Origin of the sequence: Sphingomonas panni (genome assembly GCF_022664435.1) — a bacterium.
In the GTDB taxonomy this organism is placed as follows: domain Bacteria; phylum Pseudomonadota; class Alphaproteobacteria; order Sphingomonadales; family Sphingomonadaceae; genus Sphingomonas; species Sphingomonas panni.
Genome location: NZ_JAKREU010000001.1, coordinates 467,093 through 493,240, shown reverse-complemented (window position 1 = coordinate 493,240; position 26,148 = coordinate 467,093). Strand labels below are relative to the sequence as shown.

Here is a 26,148-nt window from a genome sequence, read left to right as displayed (position 1 = left end):
GTCATTCGGCCAGCGGCTCGTCCGGCAGCAATTCGGTATCGATCTGCGCCTGCGCGGCCGCGGCATAGCGCGGACCGCTGAGCGCATTGGGTGGCAGCAGCGCATCGACCGCCGCCAGTGTCGTGTCGGGCAGGGTGAGCGTCGCGGCGGCGACATTTTCTTCGAGATGGGCGATGGACCGTGTGCCGGGGATCGGCACGATATGCGGCGCGCGCGCCAGCAGCCAGCCGAGCGCCAGCTGCGCCGGGGTGATGCCGCCCTCCGCCGCGATCCGGTCGAAGGCGTCGACGATGGCCAGATTGCGCGACAGCAGCGGCTCGACGAAGCGCGGCATCGTGCGGCGGATATCGCCCGGCACATAGTCGTCCGCGCGGATGCCGCCGGCCAGCAGCCCGCGCGCCACGGGCGAAAAGGCGACGAAGCCGATGCCGAGCGCCTGGCAGGTATCGAGCACCGCGACTTCGGGATTGCGGACGGCGGGCGAATATTCGCTCTGCACCGCGGCGATCCGATGGACGGCATGGGCGCGGCGGATCGTCGCGGCGGACATTTCGCTGAGGCCCAGCGCGCCGATCTTGCCGGCCTCCTTCGCCCGGACCAGCGCGCCCACCGATTCCTCGACCGGCACGTTCGGGTCGAGCCGGTGGAGATAATAGAGGTCGATATGATCGGTCCCGAGCCGGGCGAGTGCGGCGTCGAGCGAGGTGGCGATGGCGGCGGGCGATCCATCGAGGATACGCTTGCCGTCGCGCTGGTCTAGGACGCATTTGCTCGCGAGCGTGAAGTCCGACCGGCGGTGCAGGACCTGCGCCACCAGCCGCTCGTTCGCCCCGCCGCCATAGAGCGCGGCGGTGTCGAGCAGGGTCACGCCCAGATCGAGCGCGTGGTGGAGCAGCGCGATCCCCTCCGCCTCGCTCACCGGTTCGCCATAGGCGTGGCTGAGGTTCATGCAGCCGAGGCCGATGGCCGACACGGTGAACGGACCGATCGTGCGGGTGGGCAGGGATGTCACGGGCGGGCACTCCGGTATCGTCGGTGATTGTCCCTGCAAGACCCGCGAACGGGTGGCCGCGTCAAGCGCGTCCTATCGCGCCGCCATGCGATAGCCGCCGCCGGTCACGTTGGTGGAGGCGACCAGTATCTGCGGATCGACCGCCAGCGTCGGCACCTGCCCCGCCTGCCACGCCGCGAGTTCCACGCGATACTGGTCATAGGCACGGTAGAAATCGACGAAGGGCTGGTCGAGTGAGGCGATGCCGGGCGCGGCGAAACCGTCGATCCCGCCCGCCGCTAGGTCGGCGACCTGCGCCAGCATCGGCAATGCGGTGGCGCAGAACTGGTCGCGCACCGGCGGTTGGGCGAAGTAATTATACACGCGGGTCATTGCGTCATCGAACCGGTCCTGCCAGTCGCCCCCGCCCCGGCGATATTCCGCCTCCAGCGCCTTGTGTGCGGCGGCGAAGCGGGCGGCATGGACCTTGAGCAGGCGGTTATACTGCGCGACGCCGGTCGGGTCGGCGACATTGCACTGGAGCGCGGCGACGTTCAGCGCCGATCGCAGGTGCCACACGGCCGCATCGGCCGACAGTGCATGGTTGGGCGTCGCGTAATTGCCGTCGGACAGGATGGCGGGGATGGTGAGGTTGGCGGCTGCGCCCATCGGCGGCCGGGGCTTGGGCGCAGGAGCCGCGACCGGCACCGGCGGCGGCGTCACCACCGCGACCTCGGGCGTCTTGCGCGCGCAGCCGTGAAGCAGCGCGGCGCTGCAGGCAGCGAGCAGGAGCAGGCGTGTACGCATCGAACCGATTCCCGTCTTGTCCCCCGACAGACCCGGAATATCGGCCGCAAAGCCTTCGCAATGGTTAACGCGACGTCAGCGTTTGAGCAGGAACACCGCATGTTCGGCGCGGAAGTTCGCCGCCGCAGCTGTCGTCCGCCTGCCCGCCGACAGGAACCAGGCGTCGACGACGGTGATACCCTGCTTGGCGACATAGGCGCGGAAATCGTCGATGGTCAGGTGGTGGATGTTCGGCGTCTCATACCATTCGAGGGGCAGCAACTTTGTCACCGGCATCCGCCCGCCCCACAGCAGCGACGCGCGCACCCGCCAGTGGGCGAAGTTCGGGAAGGACACGAACGCCTGCCCCCCGATCCGCAGCAGATGGTCCAGCACGACATGCGGCCGCATCGCGGTCTGCAACGTCTGGCTGAGGATCGCATAGTCGAAACTGGCGTCGGGATAGTCGGCGAGGTCGCGGTCGGCATCGCCCTGCATCACCGACAGCCCGCGCGCCATCGCATCGGCCACGTTGCCCGGATCGATCTCCAGGCCCCGCGCATCGACGCCGCGTTCGTCGCGCAGGGCCGCCATCAGCTGTCCGTCGCCGCAGCCGACATCCAGCACGCGCGACCCCCGCGCGACGTTGGCCGCGATGATCGCGAGGTCGGGGCGCAGGCTCATATCGTCGCCTCCAGGAAACCGCGCATGATCCGGTCCAGCTCGGGCGAATCGAGCAGGAAGGCGTCATGGCCGAACGGCGACGACAGCTCGACGAAGCTGGCCGGCGCGCCGGCGGCGTTCAGCGCGTGGACGATGTTGCGCGATTCGGCGGTCGGATACAGCCAGTCGGTATCGAAACTGACCACGCAGAACCGCGCCTTCGTCGCGCGGAACGCATTGGCCAACACCCCGCCATGTTCCTCCGCTAGGTCGAAATAATCGAGCGCGCGGGTGATGTAGAGATACGAGTTGGCGTCGAACCGGTCGGTGAAGGCGAGGCCCTGATGCCGCAGATAGCTTTCGACCTGGAAATCGGCGTCGAAGCCGAAGCTCCTGGCGCCGGCCTGTCCATCGGCGCGCGCCTGCAGCTTGCGACCGAACTTCGCGGTCAGCCCCGCTTCGGACAGATAGGTGATGTGCGCCGCCATCCGCGCGACCGACAGGCCGGCGGCAGGGGGCGATCCGTCGGCATAATAGTCGCCGCCGCGCCAGTTGGGGTCGGCCATGATCGCCTGCCGGCCGACTTCGTGGAACGCGATGTTCTGTGCCGAATGCCGCGCGGTCGAGGCGATGACGACGACCGCTTCCACCCGGTCGGGCAGGGTCGCGGCCCAGGACAGCGCCTGCATGCCGCCCATCGATCCGCCGACGACGGCGCGGAGGCGTTCGATGCCGAGATGGTCGAGCAGCATCCCCTGCGCGCGCACCATGTCGCGGATCGTCAGCACCGGAAAACGCATCGCGTACGGCGTGCCGGTCGCCGGATCGGTGCTGGCGGGACCCGACGACCCCATGCAACTGCCCAGCACGTTCGAGCAGATGACGAAATGCTTGTTCAGATCGATCGGCTTGCCCGGGCCGACCATGCGCGACCACCAGCCGGGCTTGCCGGTGCGGGGATGGGTCGAGGCGACATGCTGGTCGCCGGTCAGCGCGTGACAGATCAGGATCGCATTGTCGCGCGCCGGCGACAGCGTGCCATAGGTTTCATAGGCGATATCGATCGACGACAGCATCGCCCCGCCGTCCAGCGCGAGTCCGGTGGCAAGGGTGGCGCGACGATCGGGGCCGAAACGGGAATCCATGGGGCTTGCGGTTAGGCGGGTGGGGCAGCGGGTTCAAGGGTCGGCGCGCGCCACGCCACGTCCATCGTCCTTCCCGCGAAGGCGGGAATCCATATGCGCTGACTCCATGCTGGAGCCGCTATCGCTGCGTCTATGGATTCCCGCCTTCGCGGGGATGACCGTCGGGAGTGGGTGTGCCGAACCTTGCGTTCACGCCCCGCATTTGCCAGTGCCGAACCCATGAACGCACCTGCCCCCAAGCCCTGGATCCTCGACATCGCCCCCTATGTCCCCGGCCGGTCCAAGACCGATGACGGGCGGCAGGTGGCCAAGCTGTCGTCGAACGAGAACCCGCTGGGCACCTCGCCGCACGCCCGTGCCGCCTTTGCGACCGCCGACCGCAGCCTGGAACGCTATCCCGATCCAGCTGCCGCCGACCTGCGCGTCGCCATCGGACAGGCGCATGGGCTGGACCCGGCGCGCATCATCTATGGCACCGGGTCGGACGAGGTGCTGCACCTCGCCGCCGGAGCCTATGCGGGGCATGGCGACGAGGTGATCTTCGTCCGCTATGGCTTTGCGGTCTATGAGATCGCAGCGCGGCGGGTCGGCGCGACTCCGGTGATCGCGCCGGACAAGGACCATGCGACCGATGTCGACGCGATCCTCGCCTGCGTGACCGAGCGGACGCGCGTGGTGTTCGTCGCCAATCCCAACAACCCGACCGGCACCTATGCCCCGCGCGCCGAGATCGCGCGCCTGCACGCCGGGCTGCCGTCGACCGTGCTGCTGGTCCTCGATCAGGCCTATGCCGAATATCTGGAGCCGGCGGAGGACGATCACGGCCTCGAACTGGCGAAGACGCAGCCGAACGTGCTGGTCACGCGGACCTTTTCGAAGATTCATGGTCTTGCCGCCGAACGGATCGGTTGGGGCTATGGCTCGGTGGAAGCGATCGACGCGATGCACCGCATCCGCGCGCCGTTCAACGTGACCACGGCGGGGCAGCAGGCGGCGATCGCCGCGATCCGCGACAAGGGCTTCGTAGAGGCGAGCCGTGCCCACAACCGCCAGTGGCGGACATGGTTCGAGGGCGAGATCGCCGCCATGGGCAATGCGGGCCTGCGCGCCGTGCCGTCCAAGGCGAATTTCGTGCTGGTATTGTTCGAAGGGCCGGTGAGCGCGTGCGATGCCTATCAGGCACTGATGGAGCGCGGGTTCATCGTCCGCTGGCTGCCGGGACAGGGCCTCGCCAACGGCCTGCGCATCTCGATCGGGACCGAGGCGGAGGTGCGGGGGATCGCCGCCGCGCTGCGTGAGATCGTGGGCGGCTGATGTTGCCCTTTTCCCGCGTCGCCATCATCGGGCTGGGGCTGATCGGGTCGTCGATTGCCCGCGCCGTTCGCGCCGAGATGCCGACGGTGCGGCTGACCGGGCATGACGCGTCGCCGGAGGCGCGGGAGGCGGTGCGGGCGCTGGGCCTCGTCGACGACTGCACCGACCATGCCGGCGCGGCGGTGATCGATGCCGACCTCGTCATCCTGTGCGTGCCGGTGGGCGCGATCGGCGCGGTCGCCGCCGAGATTGCCGACGACCTGCCCGCAGGCGCGATCGTCAGCGATGTCGGGTCGAGCAAGGCGGGTATCGCCGCAGCCCTTGCCGAGGCGCTGCCCGGCGTCGCGATCGTGCCGGCCCATCCGGTGGCGGGCACCGAGCGCAGCGGGCCGGAGGCGGGCTTCGCCACGTTGTTCAAGGGCCGCTGGTGTATCCTGACGCCCGCCGCCGATGCCGATCCGACGGCGGTCGAGCGGGTCGCCGAATTCTGGCGACGACTGGGTGCCGAGATCGATACGATGGACGCGCAGCACCACGACCTTGTGCTGGCGGTGACTAGTCATCTTCCGCACCTGATCGCCTACACCATCGTCGGCACCGCGTCCGACCTGGAGGCGGTGACGCAGAGCGAGGTCATCAAATATTCCGCCGGGGGCTTCCGCGACTTTACGCGGATCGCGGCATCCGACCCGACGATGTGGCGCGACGTGTTCCTGGCGAACAAGGATGCGGTGCTGGCGATGCTCCAGCGCTTTTCCGAGGACCTGTCCGCGCTGCAACGCGCGATCCGCTGGGACAAGGGCGACGAGCTGTTCGACCTGTTCACGCGGACGCGGGCGATCCGGCGGTCGATCGTCGAGCAGGGGCAGGACGACGCCCGTGAGGATTTCGGGCGCAGTCACGGGTAGGGGGGCTTCCCTTTTCTCCAACCGCATAGACGTCACCCCAGTGCAGGCTGGGGTCTCCTCGTGGCAGTCGATCCGCCAGCCAACAGCGAGACCCCAGCCTGCGCTGGGGTGACGTTTTTGACGAAGGGGCGTCCGGGGCTGGGTAGCCCCTACTTCGCCTCCACTACCGGCAGCCACACCGCACTCGGGCTGGCGCCGCCGCGTTCGATCGTCACCGTCGCCTTGCGATAGGCATCCTTGGGCGCGGTGAAGATGTTCGGGACGTAGGTTTGCGGGTTGCGGTCGTAGAGCGGGAACAGCGACGACTGGACCTGCACCATGATGCGGTGGCCCGGCTGGAACACATGGTTTACCGTCGGCAGGCGGAAGCGATAGCGCTGGGTCTTGTTCGCCGGGATCGCCGAGGGCTTGGCGAAGTCGTTGCGGTAGCGGCCGCGGAAGATATCCAGGCTGATCGGCAGCTGGTAGCCGCCCATCGCCGGCTGGCCGGGCACGACGTCGGGATAGACGTCGATCACCTTCACTACGAAATCGCCGTCGGTGCCGGTCGTCTTGGCAAAGATATCGGCGATCGGCGCGCCGGATACCTTGACCGGCTGGGTCAGCACCGGTGTCTGGTAGGTCATGACGTCGGTGCGCCCGTCGACGTGGCGCTGGTCGCTGACCAGCCATGCCTTCCACCGGCCGTCGTCGAAATTGACCGGGCGTGAGAGGTGCGGGACCGGCTTGGCGGGGTCGGAGACATAGCTGTCGCCGCCGGCCTTCGCCGCAGTGAAGCCGAGGTCGCCATCGGCACCCAGATAGATGGGCTTCAGCGGGGCAGCGCAGCCCTTCTCGCACGCCAGCGGCCACTGGGCGAGTTCGTCCCAGTGATTCTCGCCGGTATTGTAGATCAGGGCCTGGGGCGGGGTGAAGGCCGGGCGGCCGTCGCGCAGATACTGGTCGAAGAAGGGGAAGAGGTAATTCTCCCGCCATTGCAGTGCCGTGTCGCCGTTGAACTTGATGTCGCCGAGCGACGACCCGTCATAATTCGCGCCGCTGTGCCGCCACGGCCCCATGACGAGGAAGTTGTTGCCGCCCTTACCCTTGGCCTTCAGCGCCTCCCATGCGGTGATCGCGCCGTACATGTCCTCCTGATCCCACAGCCCCTGCTCCCACATGGTGGGGACGTTGGAGGGGTTGGCGGCGATCAGCTTGTCGAGCGCCTGCCCCTGCCAATAGGCGTCGTAGGACGGGTGGGCGACGAAGCGCTGCCAGAAGGGCAGCTGGGCATAGCCCGACGCCTTGGCCCAGTCGTTCGCGGACCCCACGTTCCGGAACTGGTCGTAATCGTCATAGGTGGTCGATGGCGGCGAGGCACCTGGCCCCTTGTAGCCGGTCTGGCTGCCGATCCAGCCGATATTCGCCAGCCGGAACGCGCCGTAATGGAACCAGTCGTCGCCCATCCAGCCGTCGATCATCGGGCTTTCGGGTGCCGCGACCTTGAGGGCGGGATGCGGGTTCAGCAGCGCCATGACGACGGTGAAGCCTTCGTAGGACGATCCGAGCATCCCGACCCGGCCGTTGCTTTCGGGCAGGTTCGCCTTGTTCACCAGCCAGTCGATCGTGTCATAGGCGTCGGTGACATGGTCGGTGCTGCTGGGGTTCAGCGGCCCCCGGACGGGACGGGTTACGACATAGTCGCCCTCCGACCCGTATTTGCCGCGAATGTCCTGGAACACGCGGATATAGCCGGCGCGGGTGAACACCTCGTCGCCCTGCGGCAGGGTCGCGACATAGCTGGTGCTGTCGGCGCGGGCGACGCGGCCCGAGGCGTTATAGGGGGTGCGGGTCAGCAGGATCGGGGCGTTCACCGCGCCCTTCGGGATCATGATGACCGTGTGCAGCTTCACCCCGTCGCGCATCGGGATCATCACTTCGCGCTTCACATAGTCGTATTTGTCGGTCGGCGGCACGAACCTGGCCGGAATGTCCCCGTTGGGCGGCCAGATATCGGGGCCGGGCTGGGCGGTCTGCGCGGCGAGGGTCGAGGCACCGAGCGCGAGGGTACAGGCGAGAAGCAGCGGGCGGATACGCATGGGGGCAACGGCTCCACAAATGGGACGATGTCACATCGTTCGACCGTGGGGCCGGGAAGTCAATATGGCCGGTTTCAAAGGATACGAAGTTGGCGCGATATGTGCCCCGAACGACCAGCGGCGCCCCCTTCGATGGAAGGGGACGCCGCTGCCGAAGTTTGCGCCTGTCGAGGCGTTACGCGCCCTGCGGCGTCGGCGATCCGAAGGGGCCGCGCGGGCGGCGGGTCTTCGGGATCGACGTGCCGGCCGCGGCCAGCGGCGTCGAGGGCGTGCCCTCGTCGCGGCCGATATCCTCGCCCGCGATCAGGCGCTTGATCTCGTCACCCGACAGGGTTTCATATTCGAGCAGGGCCCCTGCCAGCGTATGCAGCTGATCGACATGATCGGTCAGCAACTGGCGCGCGCGCTCCAAGCCACCTTCGACGATCCGCTTGATCTCGCTGTCGATCAGTTCAGCGGTCTTGTTCGACATGCGGGCAGGTGCCGAGGACGAATAGCCGAGGAAGCTTTCGCCCTGCGGTTCGCCATATTCGACCGGGCCGACCGCGTCGGACATGCCCCAGCGGGTGACCATGTCGCGGGCGAGCGAGGTCGCCTGCTGAATGTCGCCCGAGGCGCCCGACGACACCTTGTCATAGCCGAAGATGATCTCCTCGGCGATGCGGCCGCCCATCGCGACCGACAGGTTCGCGTACATCTTGTCGCGGTGATAGCTGTACGAATCGCGCTCCGGCAGGCGCATCACCATCCCAAGCGCACGACCGCGCGGGATGATCGTCGCCTTGTGGATCGGGTCCGACGCCGGTTCGTGGAGCGAGACGATGGCATGGCCGGCCTCGTGATAGGCGGTCATCCGCTTTTCATCGTCGGTCATCACCATCGAGCGCCGCTCGGCACCCATCATCACCTTGTCCTTCGCCTCCTCGAACTCCTGGTTCGCGACGAGGCGCTTGCCCTTGCGCGCGGCGGTCAGCGCCGCTTCGTTGACGAGGTTGGCGAGGTCGGCACCCGAGAAGCCCGGCGTACCGCGCGCGATGACGCGGGCGTCAACATCGGGCGCCAACGGCACCTTCTTCATATGGACCTGCAGGATCTTGATCCGGCCCTCGATATCGGGGCGCGGCACCACGACCTGACGATCGAAACGACCCGGACGCAGCAGCGCGGGGTCGAGCACGTCGGGACGGTTGGTCGCGGCGACGATGATGATCCCCTCGTTCGCTTCGAAGCCGTCCATTTCGACCAGCAGCTGGTTCAGCGTCTGTTCGCGCTCGTCATTGCCGTTGCCGAGACCGGCACCGCGATGGCGGCCGACCGCGTCGATTTCGTCGATGAAGACGATGCAGGGCGCCGACTTCTTCGCCTGTTCGAACATGTCGCGCACGCGGCTCGCGCCGACGCCGACGAACATCTCGACGAAGTCCGACCCCGAAATGGTGAAGAACGGCACGCCTGCCTCACCCGCAATGGCGCGGGCGAGCAGCGTCTTGCCGGTGCCGGGCGAACCGACCAGCAACGCGCCCTTGGGGATCTTGCCGCCCAGACGCGCGAACTTGGTCGGGTCCTTCAGGAAGTCGACGATCTCGGTCAGCTCGGCGCGTGCCTCGTCAATGCCGGCGACGTCGTCGAAGGTGACCTTGCCTTCCTTCTGCGTCAGCATCCGCGCGCGCGACTTGCCGAAGCCCATTGCGCCGCCGCCGCCGCCGCCCTTCTGCATCTGGCGCAGCACGAAGAAGGCGATGCCGAGGAACAGCAGGAACGGCAGCGACTGGACGAGGATCGCCATCCAGATGTTCGGGCCTTCCTCGGGGCGGGCGTTCATGACGACGCTCTTCGCGCGCAGCCGTTCGATCAGGTTGGGATCGTTCAGCGCATTGGTGCGGAACTTGTCGTCATTGGTGTAGGTGCCGGTGATGGTGTTCGGCGCGATGGAGACATCGCGGACCGATCCTTCATCGACCTTGTTCAGGAAGGTCGAATAGGGGATCACCTGTCCCTGCGTCTGGGTCGACGGGCCATTGAACAGCTGGACGAAAATCGCCAGCGACACCAGGATGCCGACCCAGATCAACAGGCTCTTCATCCAGGGGTTGCCGCCGTTATTGTCGGGGCCGTTCTGCTTGTCGTTGTCGTTCATGCGGACGTGCTACCTCTCAGTCCACCCAAGATAGGCTTGGCGAGGTTAATGGCAATGGAACAACGTCGATCAGTCTGATCGGCGCGGTGGAGCGGGGCGGAAGTGCCAGATTCCGGCCTTTGCCGATGCCAGTATGCCGGCCTGCGTCGCTTTCCCGCCCGTTTCGAGCGCGTCGAGCAGCGATTCGATGTTGGCGGCGTCGGACCATCGGCCTTCGGTGATGCCATCGATCAGCCGTACATCGCCGATGGCGCGACGGGCGAGTCGGCGGCGCAGTTCGCGCGGCAGGTCGGTCGTGTCGAGGCGGTGTTCGCCGGGTTCGGCGGGGAGGGCGCGGGTGCGCCAGAGCCAGTCGACCGTTTCGGTCAGCGCGGCATCGACCTCCCGGCAATGGGCGGCGGCGGCGGCGAGGGCGAGCGGGTCGAGATGCCCGGCGGCCAGCAATGTGCGGGCGGCGGTGCGGTCGTGGCGCGGGTCGGTGTTCGACGGGTCGTCGATGAAGGGCAGGCTGGTGGCGAGGGTGCGCAGTTCGGCGCGGCGCCAGGTGAGGAGGGGGCGGACGATGGGGAGGGGGCGATCTTCCGCGCCCTGAACGTCACCCCAGCGCAGGCTGGGGTCTTCCGGTTGGTTGGCGGTTCGCTCATCACGGGGAGACCCCAGCCTGCGCTGGGGTGACGTTTGAGGTGAGGCTGCGGATCGGGTCTGGAGTGGCGTTTGGGTCCGGGGGGCGGATTCGGGGCGGGGGGTGTCCCCGCGCCACCGGCTCGCATCGAACTCCCAGCGCGGGCGGATGCCGGCGAGGCCCGCCGGTCCGGAGGCGCGGGCGGCGCGCATCAGGAAGGTTTCGGCCTGATCGTCGGCATGGTGCGCGGTGGCGAGGGCGGAGGCGCCCGCGGCGAGTGCCCAGTCGGCGAGCAGGGCGTAGCGGGCGTGGCGCGCCTGCGCCTGGAGGCTGGCGCCGGCGGGGGGCTTTTCGGGCCATAACGTCGCGTGGCGGATGGCGCGGGTGTGGCACCAGTCGGCGACCATCAGGGCCTCGTCCACCGATGCCGCGCGCAGGCGATGGTCGACGGTGGCGGCGATCACGCTGTCGGGGAAGGCGGCGGTGGCGAGCGCGAGCAATGCCATCGAGTCGGGGCCGCCGGAGACGGCGATCGCCAGCGGGCGGTCGGGCGTTGGGGCGGGGGCGAGCGCGGTGAGGTCGCGGGTGAAGCGGGTGGTGGCTTCGGGGGGGAGGGGCGGATTGGATGCCAGCATCGGTTCGGTTCCCCTATTTCTTCCCCCGTTTGCTTCGAGCGCAGGTTCGAGCTTGTCGAGAACCGAAGTCGAGAAGGGGGTGCCCCAAGCGGGCGGGTTCTCGACGGACGCTTCTCGACAAGCTCGAAGCTGCTCGAACCGAACGGAATTTTTTGCAGGGGGACTAATCCCGTCCGTCCTGCGTAGCTGCCGAGCCTGTCGAAGCAGCGTATCGAAGGACCGCCAAAAGTGCCTTGATACAGGTCTCCGACTACGCTCAGCCCTTACTCAGCACGATCGGAGAGGAGGTAACTCCCCCCTCACGCCGCGCACTTGTTCGCCGTCCGGCCCTTCGCCACGTCCGCCTTCATCGCGCCCGATATCTTGTCGCCATAGACGTCGGTCAGCTCGCCATAGACGTCGCAGGCTTCCTTGGTCTTCTTCAACTTGGTCAGCGCGTCGGCGAGGTAGAACAGGCTGTCCGGGGCGCGTTCGCCGTCGGGCATGTTCTTGTAGTTATCGTAGAATTCGCGGCTCGCAAGGCTGGGCTTGCCGTCGTCGAGATAGGCGCGGCCGATCAGGTTCTGGGCGTAGCTGGCGCGGCGGTGCTTGGGGTATTTGGCGACGACCGGGCGCAGCGCGGCGATGGCTTCGGGATAGAGTTTCGCGCTCCACAGGCGGAAGCCGTAGAGATAGCCGTCCTCGGCCGCGTCGCCCGTAGCGGGCTTTTCGACGGCGGCGATGCGGGCGGCGCGGGCCGGGTCGGCGCTGGTGGCAGGCGCGGTGACGGCGGGCGGGCGGACGGTAGTGCCGCCGAGGGTGCCGCCGCCATTGCCCGGGCCGCGCGTCGGCGGGGCGCTGTCGGTCGAGGTGTCGCCCGATGCGGCAACCGCGCCGGGCGAGGCCGGGGCGATCGGCGCGGTGCCGGCACCTTCCAGCGCCTTGAGCTTCGCGTCGGTCGCGCTCTTATACGCCTCGAACGCCGATTCGAGCTGCCGCAGCTTGTACTGCGCCTGTTCGAGCTGGCCGGTCAGCGACTGCTGCTGCGATTCGAGCGCATCGACCCGCGAGGTGAGCGTGGCGAGCGGGCCGCTGGACGGGCTGCCGGGGATGTCGATCGGCTGGGTCGGGGCGGTGATCTGCGGCTCGACCTGGTTCGGGGCGCCGCCCGGAAAGACCTTCCGCTGCACCGCGCGCATCTCGCGCTCGAGCTTGTTGACGCGGCCGTCGAGCTGGGTCGCGGTCTGGGCCGTGGCGGGAACGGCGGCGAGCAGGCCGAGGGCGAGGAGCGGCAGGGCTTTGAAAGAACGCATGAAAACTCCCCCCGGAGCAGGTTGGACGGGCCGCACGACCCTAGGTTTCCGAGCTGTCGCCACGCTTAACCGGCGGGCGACGGCGTCGGTGTCGGCGTGGCGGACCCACGGTTGCGCAGCGCCTCCGCACTGATCGCGACGGTCACCGGGCGTTCGCCGGTGCCGAGCGACGGCACGTTCGATCCGTTGACGGTGACGGTCAGCAGGTCGGGGCGGCCGGTGCGGATCTGCGGGTTCTTCGCGGTCATCGGCACGTCGTAGCGATCGCCCTCCTTCATCTCCTTGTTCACCAGCGTGCCGGTGTCGTCGAAGATGCGGACCCAGGTGGTGCCGGTGGCGGCCAGCGTCACCTGTCCGCCGCCCGCCGGAACCGGCGCGCTGGCCGGGGCGGCACCGGCGCCCGCCGGCGTCGGGCTGGGCGGCAACATGCCGAGATCGCCGGCCACGGTCGCGGCGGGCGCGGTCACCGGTTCGTCGCGGCGGAACAGCGAGGTGCCGAAATACAGCCCGACGCCGAGCAGCAGCAGGATCGCGATGGCCGCGGCGACGATCACGACGCTGGGCGAGGGGCCACGGCGCATGTCGATCGGTTCGAGGTCCTGCAGCGGTTCGGGGCGCTGGTAATTGGCGGCGAGTTCGGCACGCAGCGCGCGCGCCACCTCCGTCTCGTCCACGCCGACCGCGCGGGCATAGGCGCGACCGAAGCCCATCGCATAGGTGATCGAGGGCAGCGCCTGAAACTTGCCGTCCTCGACCGCTTCCAAATGGCGCAGCGGAATCCGCGTGCGCTGCGCGACGTCCGACAGGGTCAGGCCCTGTGCCTCGCGTGCCGAACGCAGCATCATGCCCGCCGTGCGTGGCGCGCCCGTGGTGCTGTCGCCGTCCATCATCACTACCCTTCCAACCCGCTGATCGTCCGCCCCCGGTACATCGGCGGTTTCGGCCAGCAGTGGGCGGCTGTCAACGCCGGAGCGGGGAAGTGGCGAGGAATTGAGGTGAGGGCTGCATATCCTCCCCGTGCCGGGGAGGATTAGGAGCGATCGACATTCAGCGACGGTCGTGGATTGTCGTCATTCCCGCGCAGGCGGGAATCCATAACCGCTAACGTTTCGGCCGGATCCGCGACGCTGGCGCATATGGACTCCCGCCTACGCGGGAGTGACGATCGGGATAGCGTAGTCGTCCTGCGTCCAGGTAGGTGAATGTCGATCGGCCCTAGCTTAGCTCTACGCCGTGTTCTCGTGCCCAGTCCTCCAGCGCGGGGCGCAGGGTGCGGCTGGGCGTGGCGAGCAGGCGGTCGATCTCGGCCATCGCCGCCTGCCGGTCGAGCGAGCGGATCATCGCCTTGACCGGGCCGACCGCCGCCGGGGTGATCGACAGCCGGTCGATGCCGAGCGCGATCAGCGCCATGGCTTCGAGGGGACGGCCGCCCATCTCGCCACATACCGCGACCGGCTTGCCGGCCTCGTGCGCCGCACGCGTGACCCGGCGCAGGAAGCGCAGGATGGCGGGGCTGAGCCAGTCATAGCGCAGGGCGAGACGCGGGTCGGCGCGGTCGGCGGCGAACAGGAACTGGGTCAGGTCGTTGGTGCCGATCGACAGGAAGTCGAGGCTGGGCCACAGGAAATCGAGCACGTCGGCGAGCGCCGGCACCTCCAGCATCGCGCCATAGCGGATGTCGGTCGGCAGCGGCTTGCCGCGCCCGCGCAGCCAGTCGCGCTGCGCCTCGAACAGGGTGCGTGCTTCGTTGAATTCCCAGGGTTCGCTGACCATGGGGAACATGACGTGCAGGGTGCGGCCGGCGGCGGCCTCGATCAGGGCGCGGGCCTGCGCCTTCATCAGGCCTTCGCGGCCGAGCGCGAGGCGGAGCGCGCGCCAGCCCATCGCCGGGTTTTCCTCGTCATGCCCCTCGGCATGGTCGAGATAGGGCAGCGCCTTGTCCCCGCCGATATCGACGGTGCGGAACACGACCGGGCGGTCGCCCGCCACCTCCAGCACGTCGCGGTAGAGCCGCTGCTGCCGCTCGCGCTGGGGCAGGGTGGCGGACACGAGGAACTGGAATTCGGTGCGGAACAGGCCGATGCCGTCCGCGCCGGTCAGGTCGAGCGCGGCGACGTCGTCGCGAAGCCCTGCATTGACCATCATCGTGACGCGGTGGCCGTCCTTCGTCACCGGCGGCTCGCCCTTCATCGCGGCGAAGGCGGCGCGGCGCTTCTGCGTCAGCGCAAGCTTGGCCTCGAACGCCTCCTCCATCGCCGGGGTCGGGCGGATGACCAGCAGGTCCTCGACCGAGTTCAGCAACAGCCGGTCGCCCTCCGCGATCAGGCGGCGGACGTCGCGGACGCGGCCCAGTACCGGCACGCCCATCGCCCGCGCGACGATGACGACATGGGCGGTGAGCGACCCTTCCTCCAGCACGACCCCTTTCAGGCGGCGGCGGTCATATTCGAGCAGTTCGGCCGGCCCCAGGTTGCGCGCGATCAGGATCGTGTCCTGCCGCAGACCCAGCTGCGCGGCGGTGCCGAGCTGCCCCGACACGATGCGCAGCAGCCGGTTGGAGAGGTCCTCCAGATCGTGCATCCGGTCGGCGAGCAGCGGGTCCTTGATCTCGCGCATCCGCATCCGGGTGCGCTGCTGCACGCGTTCGATCGCGGCCTCGGCGGTCAGGCCGCTGTCGATCGCCTCGTTGATGCGGCGCGACCAGCCTTCGTCATAGGCGAACATCTTGTAGGTCGCGAGCACCTCGTCATGTTCGCCGCCGACGCCGAATTCGGCCTGGTTCGACATGCGTTCGATCTGGTCGCGCATCTTGTCGAACGCGGCATAGACGCGGTGGCGTTCCGCCTCGGTATCGTCCGCAACGGTGTGTTCGATGACGATGCGCGGCTGGTGAAAGACGGCGACGCCCGCGCCCATCCCCTCGACCAGCTTGAAGCCGGGCACCCGCACCGCGCCGGTCGCCTGCGGACGGATCGAGGTGCCGCCCGTCGCATCGATCAGGTCGGCATTGGCGATCAGTTCGGACAGCACCATCGCCACGGTCTGCAGCGCCTCGATCTCGACATCGGCATAGCGGCGCGGATCGGCGTGCTGCACGGTCAGCACCCCCACCGCGCGTTCGCGACGGATGATCGGGACGCCGGCAAAGCTGTGATATTTGTCCTCGCCCGTTTCCGGCCGATAGGCGAAGTCGGGATGGGTCGCCGCCTCCGCCAGGTTCAGCGTTTCGATATTGGCGACGATCGTGCCGACCAGCCCCTCGTTCGGCGCGAATTTGGTGACGTGCACCGCCTCCTGCGCCAGGCCGACGGTGGCGAAGAGTTCGAGCAGCCCCTCGCGCAGCAGGTAGATCGAGCAGACCTCGCTATCGAGCGCTTCGGCGATGATGCGGACGACGGAGTTCAGCTTGGCCTGCGCCGGACTTCGCGACGCCATCACGTCGTGAAGGTTCGTCAGGATTTCGCGGGCGGAGGCGGTGGCCGAGACGGGCATGAGTGAGGGCTAACACGGGAAGGAGGGGGCGTCACGACGCTTTAGGGTGACGTCGGGGAAAGTTGGGGTTTTGGGTAGGGGGCTTCGATCCTGCCTTCTTGCGTCACCCCAGCGCAGGCTGGGGTTTCCTGCGGCGAGGCGCGCCCTCCCTTACGGGGAGACCCCAGCCTGCGCTGGGGTGACGTGTGTGGGATGGGGAGGGTTTGCAGGTGGCGTCGGCGGCTACAGGTTCCGCACCAGACGTTCCGCCACCGCGATCCATGCGCAGCGCAACGCCAGCGGGCTGGTGCCGAGCGTCGCGGGGAGAATCGACACCATGTCGCCGTCGAACGCCAGCAACCGGCCGAAGGCGAAGCGGCCGGCCGGCGCGGGGGCGAGCACGTCGCGGTGGAGCGCGGCGATATAGTCGGCGGGGGCGAGGCGGCGGCACCAGACCATGTCGCCCGCGCGATAGTCGCCGGTCGATGCCTGCACGATCACCGCGGTGAGATCGCCCTCGCTGCGCGGCGGGGTCACGTTCATCGCGCGGCGCGGGGCGCTGGCTCCCGATCCGTCGAGGATCGCCGCCACCGGAATATCGGGCCGTTCGGGCAGGCGGACCAGATCGGCGGCATCGACCGCCAGCGCGGCGGCGATGCGGTTGAGCCAGCCGACCGAGACGGTGCGCGTGCCGGTTTCGAGACGGCCGATCGTCTGCGCGGTGGTCGGCGGTACGCAGCGGATCGCGACCTCCTCCAGCGTCAGGCCGCGCGCACGGCGCACTTCGCGGATGGCGGTGATCATGGGGTGTCGTCCTCGAGCGCAAACCAGATTGGTACAAACACTTTCCTACAACCGTGCCATCGTGGCAACCCCGTGGACGAATCGGTGGAGCGGTCCATAGAGATTGGCTCCGGGCTGCGCGGTCGTTGCCGCATTGGTGAGGTCTAAACCCTCGCAAATCAGCCATTCTGCTCGCTCTAGTGCCAATCTCTAGTGCGGGCAGGTTCCCCAATCATAAACCGCACAAATCCGCACGTTCTTGAGTGAGGATGCCGTATTGGGGAACCTCTTGGGGAACCTCTAGCGATATGCTCGCAGATGGTCCGCCATCGCGAACGCAGGCATCATCTGCCGTATCAAGCCAGCAACCGTGTTGGCGTCATCTGTAGCGGTCCCGGTGGCTGCTAAAACGTCCAAGGTGAACTGAGCGAGGGCAAGCAATCCGCCTAGGGCCAAGCCAGTAGCGCCTATATGATCTCGGCTTGCCGACAGAGGATTGCCATCTGTCTGCAATATAAGATGGATTACCGCTGCTTTAGCCGTCGCGTCAACATTAGGTAGATCACGATTATACGTGCCGATCTTTTCCGCCAGTGTCGTTGAGAACCATACTTCGTAATTCGCCGCGATACGCCGCCTGCGCCGCCAGTTCGCTATGACGTGCGACGGGACACCAATGGTCCGAGCCAAGTCAGCGTCAGAACGTCCGCCCAAGGCGCGAACAACCGCCGACAGGTACGCCGGGACCGCGTCGTCGCTCTGAGGCGGCAAAATAACCGACATTGATGATTGCAAAACGCTGTCTTTCATGTCACCACGCGTCATCATTTGATGCACGGTATATGAGGCGACGCAGCAATGGCCAACCATAACGTGAGAGAATTGCTCTCGCCGAAGCGGGAAGACGTTTCGGAACAGGACATGGCAGCATTCGACGGCGACTGCGCAGCGGTGATCGCTGCGATGAAGCTGCGCGCAAGGTGCGAGACAGACGGTGAATTAGCCGACTTCCTCCACAAGACTCGCTCAAGTGTTGCTCAATGGCGTCGCCGCCGCGCCGTGCCGGAAAGCGCTGTTCTGCGATTGCTGATCCTGCTCAAGCGAGATTGCGACGCCTAATGGACCGCGTTTGGCTCTCCGTGCCTCAACTTGCCGAACTGGCAGGTATCTCGCGTAGGGCAGCGCTGAAAGCCACTGTGGCGGCTGGCCCTTGGCGAGGAAGCCGTATTGTGGCGCGCTCCGTAGCGGGGCGGGGCGGCAATGCTGGGACGTCCTATCTCATCGCATTGGATAGCCTGCCGATGCCGTTGCAGGAGGCATATTGGGGCGATGACGCGCCGTTGCCGACGCTCGGCTGCGGCTACCGTCCAGCGCCGAACCAGAGCGATAGGACGAACTATCGCTACCGCGTGATCCAAGAGGCGATCGAAGAGCCTCGCGGCTCGCCGGAGCGCAAGGCGGAAGTCCTGCGCGCCGCGAAGAAGTGGAACGAGCCGGTCCGCACCATCTATCGCTGGATCGAACGGCTGGAACAGTCGGGCGGCGATAGCAACGCGCTGGCGCGCAAGCTGCCGTCCGATGCCGGCGTTCGCCGGGTGTGGGTGTCTCGCCAGTTCGATGCCGAGTGGATCGCAGCGAAGCGACCGGCGGACGAATTGGCGGCGATCGGCGACGAAATCGACTTGCTGATACAGCGCGCGTGGGCGTCGCCTGCGCAACGGGCCGGATGGGAACAGGTCCGCCGCGTTGCCCTCACCCTATTCAAGCGCGACCTGTCCGCACGCGGCATCGAACTGCCCGCGCCCGCCTTCTACGTGTCGCAGCGTCGAATCATGGAGGCGCAGTCCGCGCGGCTGCTCGACGTTCGCGAGAACGACCGGAAGCGCTGGGACGACATGAAGCCGCGCATCCGGCGCGACGCCACCGGCCTCGCTCCCATGGAAGTCGTCGTCATGGACGTGAAGCCGCTCGATTGCATCGTGCGGCGCGCGGACGGAACGACGACCTGGCCGAAAATGATCGGCTTCATGGATTGGGGTACGCACCGCCTGTTCCGCTATTTCGTGCTGCTCGCACCCGGCGAAGGTGTCCGGCAAGAGCATGTCGTGGACGCCTTCAAGGCGATGGTGTCGCACCCGGATTGGGGCTTCCCGCAAAAGCTGTACCGCGACAACGGTATGGAGTTCGTGATGTTCGACAAGATCAGGTCGGCACTCGAACTAATAAACGCACCGGGTGTTCGAACGATTATCAACGCAAAGCCGTATAGCGGCGCGTCCAAACCTATCGAAAGCAAATTTGCGACGGTTGACCGCTTCGTGTTCTCGCAGATGCTTGGCTGGGCGGGTAGTAACCGCATGGACAAGAAGACGCAGAACGTCGGCAAGCCACCCAAGCCCTATCCCGGCACCTTCGAACAATTCTGTATCGAGGCGAACGAGCGGATCGACATGTTCGAAACGTACCGGATCAAGTCGGGCTATTTCGCCAAGCGCAGTCCGTCCGAATGGTTCGCTGCCAAACTGGACGCCGGTTGGCGACCGGTGCGGGTCAACCCGCTGGCGCTGGAGGCCGCGTTCGCCCGCCACGATACCCGTCGCGTCGATCGCGGTGCGGTGAAGATCGGCGGCAAGCTGTACCGGCACCCGGAGCTACCGAACGGCGAAACCGTCGCCATCGCGCTGCCGTACCAACGGGACGCTATGCCGATGGTCAACTTGCCGGAGTTCGGCTGGGCGGTTCTGCAACCGGACATGCCCTACCTGCCGATGCAAGTCGCCGGGGCCGCTGCGTCCGGCCGGGACCAGAAAGGCAACGAGCGCGCAGCTCGGCAGCGCCGCCGCCAGTTGGCCCCGGTCGCGCCGATCGCGCCGACCGAAGTCTATGCGGCCAACGTTACGCCGCTACCGACCCGCGCCGCGCCCGCGCCGCTTATCGACCTCGACATGTCGAGCGAGGCGAGCCGGTTCGCCGGTGCGCGCATCGAGGACGCCCGCCGCCGCGCGGAAGAACCCGACGAGGCCGCGCGTCAACGCGCGAAAGATGATCGCTTCGCAGCAATGCTTATGAAGGAACAAGCCAGTGGCCGGATTTGAGCCAATCCCTACCCGTATCCTGTCGCAGATGGTGCCGTTCATGCAGGACACCCACGCGCGCCGTCGTGCGTCGTTCTTCGTCGGTCCGCCCGGTATCGGCAAATCGACCGCGATCAATGCGTTTGCCGCTGCCAACCCCGGCAAAGTGATGGTGGAGAAGATCAACAAGCGCGGCGTGACCGGGCGACAGGCGTTGCAGACGCTCCTGCTGGCGCTGCGGCAACTGTCGGACCGTGAAGGTAACCACGTCTCGAACGCGACTGGCGAGGTTCAGCGCCAGATCGCAGTAGAGATCGAACGCCTTAGCGGGGGCTATCGTCGCGACGATCACCCGGAACTGTTTCCCAAGCTGACTATCGTTCTCGATGAAGCACAGCGGTTGACGAACAACGCGATCGACGCGCTGCGCGACTGGAACGAGCCGCACTATTTCTGCGCCGGGACTTTCCCCATCGGCATGATCTTCGTCGGCAACAACGAACTGTCGTTGGAGGCCGGGAAGGGCGGAACCAGCATCCTTGATGAAGGGATGCAGGACCGGCTGCTGTACCGGAAACGCCTGACCTACAACGACGTAGAGCGGGCCGATATCGAGCGGTTCTGTCGCGTCGAAGGTATCGACGATGACGGGGCAGTCGGCGCGATCGCGACCGCCTTCGCGCAACAGAACGCGCAACGCAGTTTCCGCCGCCTCTCCGATTTCATCGTCACCGTGCAGCGACAGGCCGGGGCCGATCCCGTCACCCGCGACACGGTGCGCTCGGCGCTGGCGCTTCTCTGACCTGAAACCGGGCGGTTCCACGCCGCCCTCACCCCACCGTATTTACCACGTTTGTTAAGGAAGCTGGACATGGCCTTCGTTGACACCATGGTCGCCGATCGTTTCGGCGTTACCAATGCACCGCACTCGATCGGCGAAATCGACCTGCGCGTTGCGCAAGCTGCCCACATGATCGAAGTGATGTTGATCCATACCGCCGACGACGACTTCAATCTGGACGAACTGCACTCGCTGATGGTTTCGACTGGCGCGTTGCTCGGCATGATCGGGCCGCATATCGACGCCGTACAGCGCGCCGTCGCGGGGCGGGCTGGCGTGGCACCCTGACAGTCGATATCGTTGCTTATAGGCCTTCTTAGGCCTTCTTAATTCCGTTAGGGTGCCGCCTGCCCCTTGGCAGAACGTCCGCAACGTACCGCGCCATGAGGCGCGGCGCTCCATGCGACAGGCGGCGAACTCCATTCATTGATACCCTTGGGTGGCATGTAAACCCCCTATCAACGGGTAGCATATGGTGCAGCGCATCCCCGGAGGGGTGTTGTTCTCCATCGTGCAGGCCGGGGATGCGCACCAGCTTTGGAGCGCACCCACTATGTCTCTCGAAAATCTCGTCGCAGCGATCAGCGAAGCGCGCGACCGCCTTTCCGGCCTCGAACGCGAAATCGCTGTTCGGCGACAGATGATTGTCCAGATCGAACATCGTCCCCCTCATACCGACGACATCATTGCATCGTTTCGGCGCGGCTTGGCGCAAGCCGAGGCGCTGTTCCTGAAGCAATTGAGTTGGAGCTTGAACGATCGCGCCGCCACCGCGAACGGAGCGCAACAGGCTGTGCGCGACTACAGCCCGCATCTTCTCACCCCGCACAGCACCAACCCCGGCTACGACAGTCTTCTACCCCCGTCGGTCATGGACTGGACCGCGCCGCCGCCCGGGATTGCAGCGCTACTCTACTTCCTTCGCGACAAGATCGACGAGGAAATCCCCGTGCTTGTCGACCGGATGTGTCCCATCGCTAGGAAGGGAATGAAACATGCGGATCGCGTGGCCGAGATCGGAACCCTGCAAGCAGAGATCGCCGTTCTGGATACCGAGGCGAGCGAGCTGCGCGACAAACTGTCGCTCGCCAGCGCGGAGGCCAATCGCCAGTGAGTTTCGTCGCTCTCTGTGCAGCGCTACCGGTCGCCGAGGCGGGTAGCGTTCCGGCGTGGGTGCATCTGCTGCCAGCGGGTGAGATCGCAACGGCGGACGGTCGCGGACCGTATCGGGTGAAGGACGTTCAGACGGTCCTTGCCGCCTCCGCGCGCGCGGGCAAGCTCGTTATAGACGAGAACCACTCGACGGACCTTGCATCGCCGAAGGGCTTGCCCGCCCCGGCGCGCGGCTGGATCGTCCAGTTGCAATCCCGCGCTACCGGCATTTGGGGGCGCGTCGAGTGGACCGACACTGGCAAGCGTATGATGGCCGATCGCCAGTACGCGGGTATCAGCCCCGTCATCAAGCACGACAGCAGCGGCACTATCAGCGCGATCCTGCGCGCCAGCCTCGTGAACGCCCCGAATCTCATGGGGCTGCAATCGCTTCACGCCCAGCGGCTGGTGGGCGTACCCGACACCAATCCCCAAGCAACGGCACAACTGTTGGCGAAGGCAGGTGCGGAATATCAGCGACTGATGAACGCGGCGGGCAATCCGATCAATATTGCCCAAGCCATCCGCACTGTCAGCGAGTTACGGAGATGAGCGCGCAAGGCGATCTTGAGCTAAACCTGATTGAACTAATCGGGGAAGTTAAGACACGCCATTTGTGCGAACAGTTCGGCGGAACGCGATTGCTGATACCTGCCAATCCGCATCCCGATCACAGGATAGCTTCAACGATTGGGATGCGCGCAACCTTCATCCTAAGTGAGAATTTTGCGCCGGATGTTCTCAACATACCGGTCGCACGAGGTCTGAGGGCAAAGCATTACCGGAACCTTGGGTGGAGCAACGCCCGCATCGCAACTGCACTCGGATTGACCGAAGGCGGGGTCCTGCGGCTGCTCAAAAAGATGAATAGGGAAGCACCGGAATGACCCTCAAGACTTCGCTCGTAATCAGTAGTGATAGTTCGGGCGCAGTCGCCGCCATCGACAAAATGGGCGACAGTCTCGACTCGACGGCGAAATCTGCGGATCACGCTGGCACCGGCCTCGCCCAAATGATGCAGGCAGCGGTGAAGAGCTCGCACAGCATCGGTACCGAGATGAACAATCTCGTTCGATCGACTGGGCAGGTGAAGGCTGGCTATCAGCAACTCGGCTTCCAGATGCAGGATATTGGCATCCAGTTGTCGATGGGAACCGACCTGATGCGCGTCATGGCGATGCAGGGCGGGTCGCTGGCGAGTGCGCTCGACATGATCGGGGTGAAGGGCGCGGGCGGACGGTTGGCCTCGTTCTTCGCGGGTCCGTGGGGTGCGGTGATCCTCACCGCCGGGGCGGTACTTGGTCCAATGATCTCGCAACTTTGGGCGACCGACGACGCCGCAAAGAACGCGGCCGAATCGGCGGAAGGGCTTGCGAAATACGTCGATAATCTCGGAAACTTCTTCGACAAGACAACCGGCAAGATCAAGGAAACGAACCGCCAGCTAGTCCTGTTCGCGGCGCTGTCCGCAGCAAAGCGTGCCGACGCGGCGCGCGACACCTTGAAGGAAGCCAACGAAGGCATCCGGGAGACTATCACTTCGAGCGCCCGTTCACGCATGGGCGGCGGGAGCGGGCTATACGTCCCCGGATCGCAGTCCGGTAATCAGCTTATCCCCGGCAGTACGGCGCTTATCGATATCGGGCGTTCCAACGTGGACATGGATCGCAAGCTGTTGGAGCTTGCCACCAGCAAGTCGCAGGACGCCAAGGCCGCCGCTCGCCTCATCGAGTTGCGCGCCCAAGGTGCCAAGGCGCTCAAGGACATCGAGCAGGCCGAGGCCGAGCGGCGGTCGTTCATTTCGGGCCAACTGGACCCGTCGCTGCGCCCGCCCGGTCCGTCCAGCAGGCGGCGCAGCGGATCGTCCGCGCCGTCGTTTGCGGCCCGCGACGAGTTCGGACGCGATACTGCGGACAAGCTGGGATCGATCGTTAGCGAGTTCAGCGGCGCGCCGGACATTATCGGGAAAACGAACGAGAAGGTTCGTGAACTCGACGACATGATTGACGATCTAAGCCGCCGCAAACCGCCGAACTTCGCAGCCCTGATCCAGATGGCGGAAGGTGCCAAGGTCGCGGTTCGCAACGGCCTGATCGGCACGATGGACGACGCGTTCGAGCGGCCCAAGACATTGGCCGACCGGGCCGGGGAGGCGCTGTCCGATCTTGACGCGGTGATTGATGACCTGTCGAAGCGTCAGCCGGTGGATTGGGAAAAGTCGGTCGCTGCGGCCAACAACGCCAAGGGCATCATCTCCGATGCCCTGAACCGACCGCTGGAGGAGTTCCTGCGGCAAGCGGATGACGCCAGCCGCGTAACCGGTTTGATGATACAGGGGCGGCAACAGGAAGCCGAGGTCACGCGGATCGTTCTGCAAATGGAGCGTGAACGCGGCGCTCTGTCCGAAGCCCAGGTTGACCAGGTGCGCGCAGCGGTCGCCGCGCGCCAGGACGAAGCCGCAGCGCTGGAACGGGCGCAGCGGTCGCAGGCAATCTATCTCGATACCGCTCGCGATATCCGCAGCACGATCGACGACGCGACGCAGGCATGGGTGCGCGGCGATCTACGCTCGCTGCTGGATACGCCTGCGAAGCTGGTGGACAGCTTCAACCAGTCGCGCGGGCGCGAACTGTTCAACGGCCTGTTCGGTGATAGCTTCGCGGACCTCGAACGAGCCTTGACCGAAGGGCCAGCGGAGAAGGCCGCGCGGTCAATGGCGAACGAGCTGGACGGCGCGGGGTATGCCGCGTCGGACATGGCAAGCGCGTTGGACCGAGCCGCGCCGGCGATCGACGCGTTCGTGCGCGGCATTACCGCCGCGCCATCCGCGAACCCTGCCGATAGTGCCGAAATCACCGTCACCGGCAGGCGCCGTGACATGCCGCGCATGTCCACCGAGCAACTGTTCACTGACGCCCTTACGAAGGCATCGAGCAACGTTGCGGGGCTGTTCACCAGTCGGGACAATGCAGGGCGCATTGGCGCGATCATCGGGGAGAAGGCTACTACCGCGATCAAGGGCGCGGCGGATGGTGCGGCTGTCGCTGGCGTCGCTGGTTTTCTCGGCATCAAGATGTCGGGAGGCGGGTCGCAGGTTGGCGGCGCGCTTGGCGCGCTCACCGGCCTTCCCGGTGGTTCTATCGTTGGTTCGATCCTTGGCGGTCTGGCGGGCAATTTGCTGACCGGGCCGACACGATCGGGCTATGCCTCGCTCGGCACCGACGGGGGCGGTTCGGCGATAACCGCTATCAGCGGCGGCAAGAACAGCGACGGTCGCCGGACCGAAGCCGTGGGCTATGCCAACAGTGTTATGGATCGGTTGGGGCAGATCGCGGGAAGCCTTGGCGGAACACTGGCAAGCAACCTCAATCTGGGAACGATCGGCAGTCAGGGCGACAAATACGTCTTCGATCGGGACGGCGCGGGCGCAGCGGAAGGGATCAAGGTTGACTCGTTGCAAGAGGCGGTCGCCGAAGCGCTTCGTAACGCGGTCGTTAATGGGGCTGTTACTGGCGTTTCAGAAGCCGTTAAGAGGGCTCTTGGGTCCGGCAAAGATATCGAGCGCGCGCTGTCCGAGGCTGGCAGCGTCCGCCAGTTGGAAGCGTCGCTCGGCGGTATCGTAGGTGCGATCAAGAGCCAGTTCGGCGATCTCAATTCCGTCGCGGCCGAGCGGGTCCGGCTGGCGAAAGCCTACGGCCTCGATCTGCTGGCTGTAGAGCGCAAGAACGCGGAGGACCGCACCAAACTCGCAGAGCAGTTGGTGAAGGCGCAGGTAGGCTCGCTACAGTCCCTAATTGCGCAGATGACGACGGGTGATCTTGCCGAGGGTTCGGCCATGGACAAGATAGCGGCGCAGGACGAGGCGATAACAAAGGCAAAAGCCGACTTGGCGGCGGGGGTCGATGGCGCTGGCGACTTGCTTGCTCGGCTATATCAGGACCGATTATCCACTGCGAAGGATGCTTACGGCACTACCGGACAGTACGCGATCGATCGCGACCGGGTACTTTCGGAAGCTCGCGACGCAATCAAAATGGCAACCAGCCGCGTTGACGCGGGTCGGGCAACGGACCCGGCGCTGGCTACCACCAATGCGCAGATTGCTGCTGGGAACCAGCTTGCAGACGAAGGCAACGACATATTGTCGGAAATGCGCGCGAGTATTCACGAACTGGTCGATCTAAACCGCGCGAAACCATCGGCAGAGTACGATTTTAGCGCGGTTGCTCGGCTGGCGAGGGTTTAGCGCGGGACGT

Annotated in this window: 22 protein-coding genes; 10 read left to right on the top strand and 12 right to left on the bottom strand. The window is 66.2% G+C overall.

The features are described from left to right. Position 1: 1 nt before the first annotated feature. From MF609_RS02485 to metX, 4 genes are all read right to left on the bottom strand, one after another. Complete coding sequence (locus tag MF609_RS02485) at positions 2–1,012, bottom strand: aldo/keto reductase (protein ID WP_336943827.1); 1,011 nt, start codon at positions 1,010–1,012, stop codon at positions 2–4. A 72-nt stretch (positions 1,013–1,084) separates the two neighbouring features. Further along, positions 1,085–1,798, bottom strand: coding sequence for a hypothetical protein (locus MF609_RS02480; protein WP_242414726.1), 714 nt, complete (start codon positions 1,796–1,798; stop codon positions 1,085–1,087). A gap of 75 nt (positions 1,799–1,873) precedes the next feature. Further along, entirely contained in the window at positions 1,874–2,461 is a 588-nt protein-coding gene (gene metW / locus MF609_RS02475; RefSeq protein WP_242414725.1) for a methionine biosynthesis protein MetW, read from the bottom strand. After that, on the bottom strand, positions 2,458–3,585 hold the full coding sequence (gene metX, locus MF609_RS02470; RefSeq protein ID WP_242414724.1) for a homoserine O-acetyltransferase MetX: 1,128 nt from the start codon (positions 3,583–3,585) through the stop codon (positions 2,458–2,460). The genes metW and metX overlap by 4 nt, the downstream gene beginning before the upstream one ends. A 219-nt stretch (positions 3,586–3,804) precedes the next feature. On the opposite strand from metX, the gene hisC reads away from it, so the two are divergent. After that, positions 3,805–4,899, top strand: a complete 1,095-nt coding sequence (gene hisC / locus MF609_RS02465; RefSeq protein ID WP_242414723.1) for a histidinol-phosphate transaminase — start codon at positions 3,805–3,807, stop codon at positions 4,897–4,899. Next, on the top strand, positions 4,899–5,807 hold the full coding sequence (locus MF609_RS02460; RefSeq protein ID WP_242414722.1) for a prephenate/arogenate dehydrogenase family protein: 909 nt from the start codon (positions 4,899–4,901) through the stop codon (positions 5,805–5,807). Before hisC ends, MF609_RS02460 begins: the two co-directional genes overlap by 1 nt. Positions 5,808–5,956: 149 nt before the next feature. On the opposite strand, the gene MF609_RS02455 is transcribed toward MF609_RS02460, so the two are convergent. The 8 genes from MF609_RS02455 to MF609_RS02420 all read right to left on the bottom strand — a co-directional run bounded on the left by MF609_RS02455 (position 5,957) and on the right by MF609_RS02420 (position 17,653). Next, entirely contained in the window at positions 5,957–7,885 is a 1,929-nt protein-coding gene (locus MF609_RS02455; protein WP_242414721.1) for a CocE/NonD family hydrolase, read from the bottom strand. Positions 7,886–8,060: 175 nt separating this feature from the next. Further along, on the bottom strand, positions 8,061–10,022 hold the full coding sequence (gene ftsH / locus MF609_RS02450; protein ID WP_242414720.1) for an ATP-dependent zinc metalloprotease FtsH: 1,962 nt from the start codon (positions 10,020–10,022) through the stop codon (positions 8,061–8,063). Between the two features lie 69 nt (positions 10,023–10,091). Beyond that, the gene (gene tilS / locus MF609_RS02445) at positions 10,092–11,279 is read right to left on the bottom strand and encodes a tRNA lysidine(34) synthetase TilS (protein WP_242414719.1); all 1,188 of its coding nucleotides are present in this window, start codon (positions 11,277–11,279) and stop codon (positions 10,092–10,094) included. A gap of 299 nt (positions 11,280–11,578) precedes the next feature. Continuing rightward, on the bottom strand, positions 11,579–12,571 hold the full coding sequence (locus MF609_RS02440) for a tetratricopeptide repeat protein (protein ID WP_242414718.1): 993 nt from the start codon (positions 12,569–12,571) through the stop codon (positions 11,579–11,581). A 65-nt stretch (positions 12,572–12,636) separates the two neighbouring features. Beyond that, positions 12,637–13,458 carry a helix-turn-helix domain-containing protein gene (locus tag MF609_RS02435; protein ID WP_242414717.1) on the bottom strand — a complete coding sequence of 274 codons (822 nt, stop codon included), beginning with the start codon at positions 13,456–13,458 and terminating at the stop codon, positions 12,637–12,639. A 328-nt stretch (positions 13,459–13,786) separates the two neighbouring features. Beyond that, positions 13,787–16,063 carry a phosphoenolpyruvate--protein phosphotransferase gene (gene ptsP, locus MF609_RS02430; RefSeq protein WP_242414716.1) on the bottom strand — a complete coding sequence of 759 codons (2,277 nt, stop codon included), beginning with the start codon at positions 16,061–16,063 and terminating at the stop codon, positions 13,787–13,789. Positions 16,064–16,285: 222 nt separating this feature from the next. Then, on the bottom strand, positions 16,286–16,846 hold the full coding sequence (locus MF609_RS02425; RefSeq protein WP_242414715.1) for a helix-turn-helix domain-containing protein: 561 nt from the start codon (positions 16,844–16,846) through the stop codon (positions 16,286–16,288). A 279-nt stretch (positions 16,847–17,125) separates the two neighbouring features. After that, a complete protein-coding gene (locus tag MF609_RS02420) occupies positions 17,126–17,653 on the bottom strand; it encodes a hypothetical protein (protein ID WP_242414714.1) in 528 nt (175 codons plus the stop codon). A 30-nt stretch (positions 17,654–17,683) separates the two neighbouring features. Here MF609_RS02420 and MF609_RS02415 point away from each other — a divergent pair, with 30 nt between their 5' ends. The 8 genes from MF609_RS02415 (at position 17,684) to MF609_RS02380 (ending at position 26,138) form a co-directional block, all read left to right on the top strand. Further along, the gene (locus MF609_RS02415) at positions 17,684–17,944 is read left to right on the top strand and encodes a hypothetical protein (RefSeq protein WP_242414713.1); all 261 of its coding nucleotides are present in this window, start codon (positions 17,684–17,686) and stop codon (positions 17,942–17,944) included. A 110-nt stretch (positions 17,945–18,054) separates the two neighbouring features. Continuing rightward, positions 18,055–19,920 carry a hypothetical protein gene (locus MF609_RS02410; protein WP_242414712.1) on the top strand — a complete coding sequence of 622 codons (1,866 nt, stop codon included), beginning with the start codon at positions 18,055–18,057 and terminating at the stop codon, positions 19,918–19,920. Continuing rightward, complete coding sequence (locus MF609_RS02405; protein ID WP_242414711.1) at positions 19,907–20,701, top strand: AAA family ATPase; 795 nt, start codon at positions 19,907–19,909, stop codon at positions 20,699–20,701. Before MF609_RS02410 ends, MF609_RS02405 begins: the two co-directional genes overlap by 14 nt. A gap of 69 nt (positions 20,702–20,770) precedes the next feature. After that, a complete protein-coding gene (locus MF609_RS02400) occupies positions 20,771–21,028 on the top strand; it encodes a hypothetical protein (RefSeq protein WP_242414710.1) in 258 nt (85 codons plus the stop codon). A 184-nt stretch (positions 21,029–21,212) separates the two neighbouring features. Continuing rightward, entirely contained in the window at positions 21,213–21,854 is a 642-nt protein-coding gene (locus MF609_RS02395; protein ID WP_242414709.1) for a hypothetical protein, read from the top strand. Beyond that, entirely contained in the window at positions 21,851–22,444 is a 594-nt protein-coding gene (locus MF609_RS02390) for a phage protease (protein WP_242414708.1), read from the top strand. Before MF609_RS02395 ends, MF609_RS02390 begins: the two co-directional genes overlap by 4 nt. Continuing rightward, a complete protein-coding gene (locus MF609_RS02385; protein WP_242414707.1) occupies positions 22,441–22,779 on the top strand; it encodes a cupin domain-containing protein in 339 nt (112 codons plus the stop codon). Before MF609_RS02390 ends, MF609_RS02385 begins: the two co-directional genes overlap by 4 nt. After that, positions 22,776–26,138: a phage tail length tape measure family protein gene (locus MF609_RS02380; protein ID WP_242414706.1), complete on the top strand. Its 3,363-nt coding sequence runs from the start codon at positions 22,776–22,778 to the stop codon at positions 26,136–26,138. Before MF609_RS02385 ends, MF609_RS02380 begins: the two co-directional genes overlap by 4 nt. Positions 26,139–26,148: the final 10 nt, after the last annotated feature.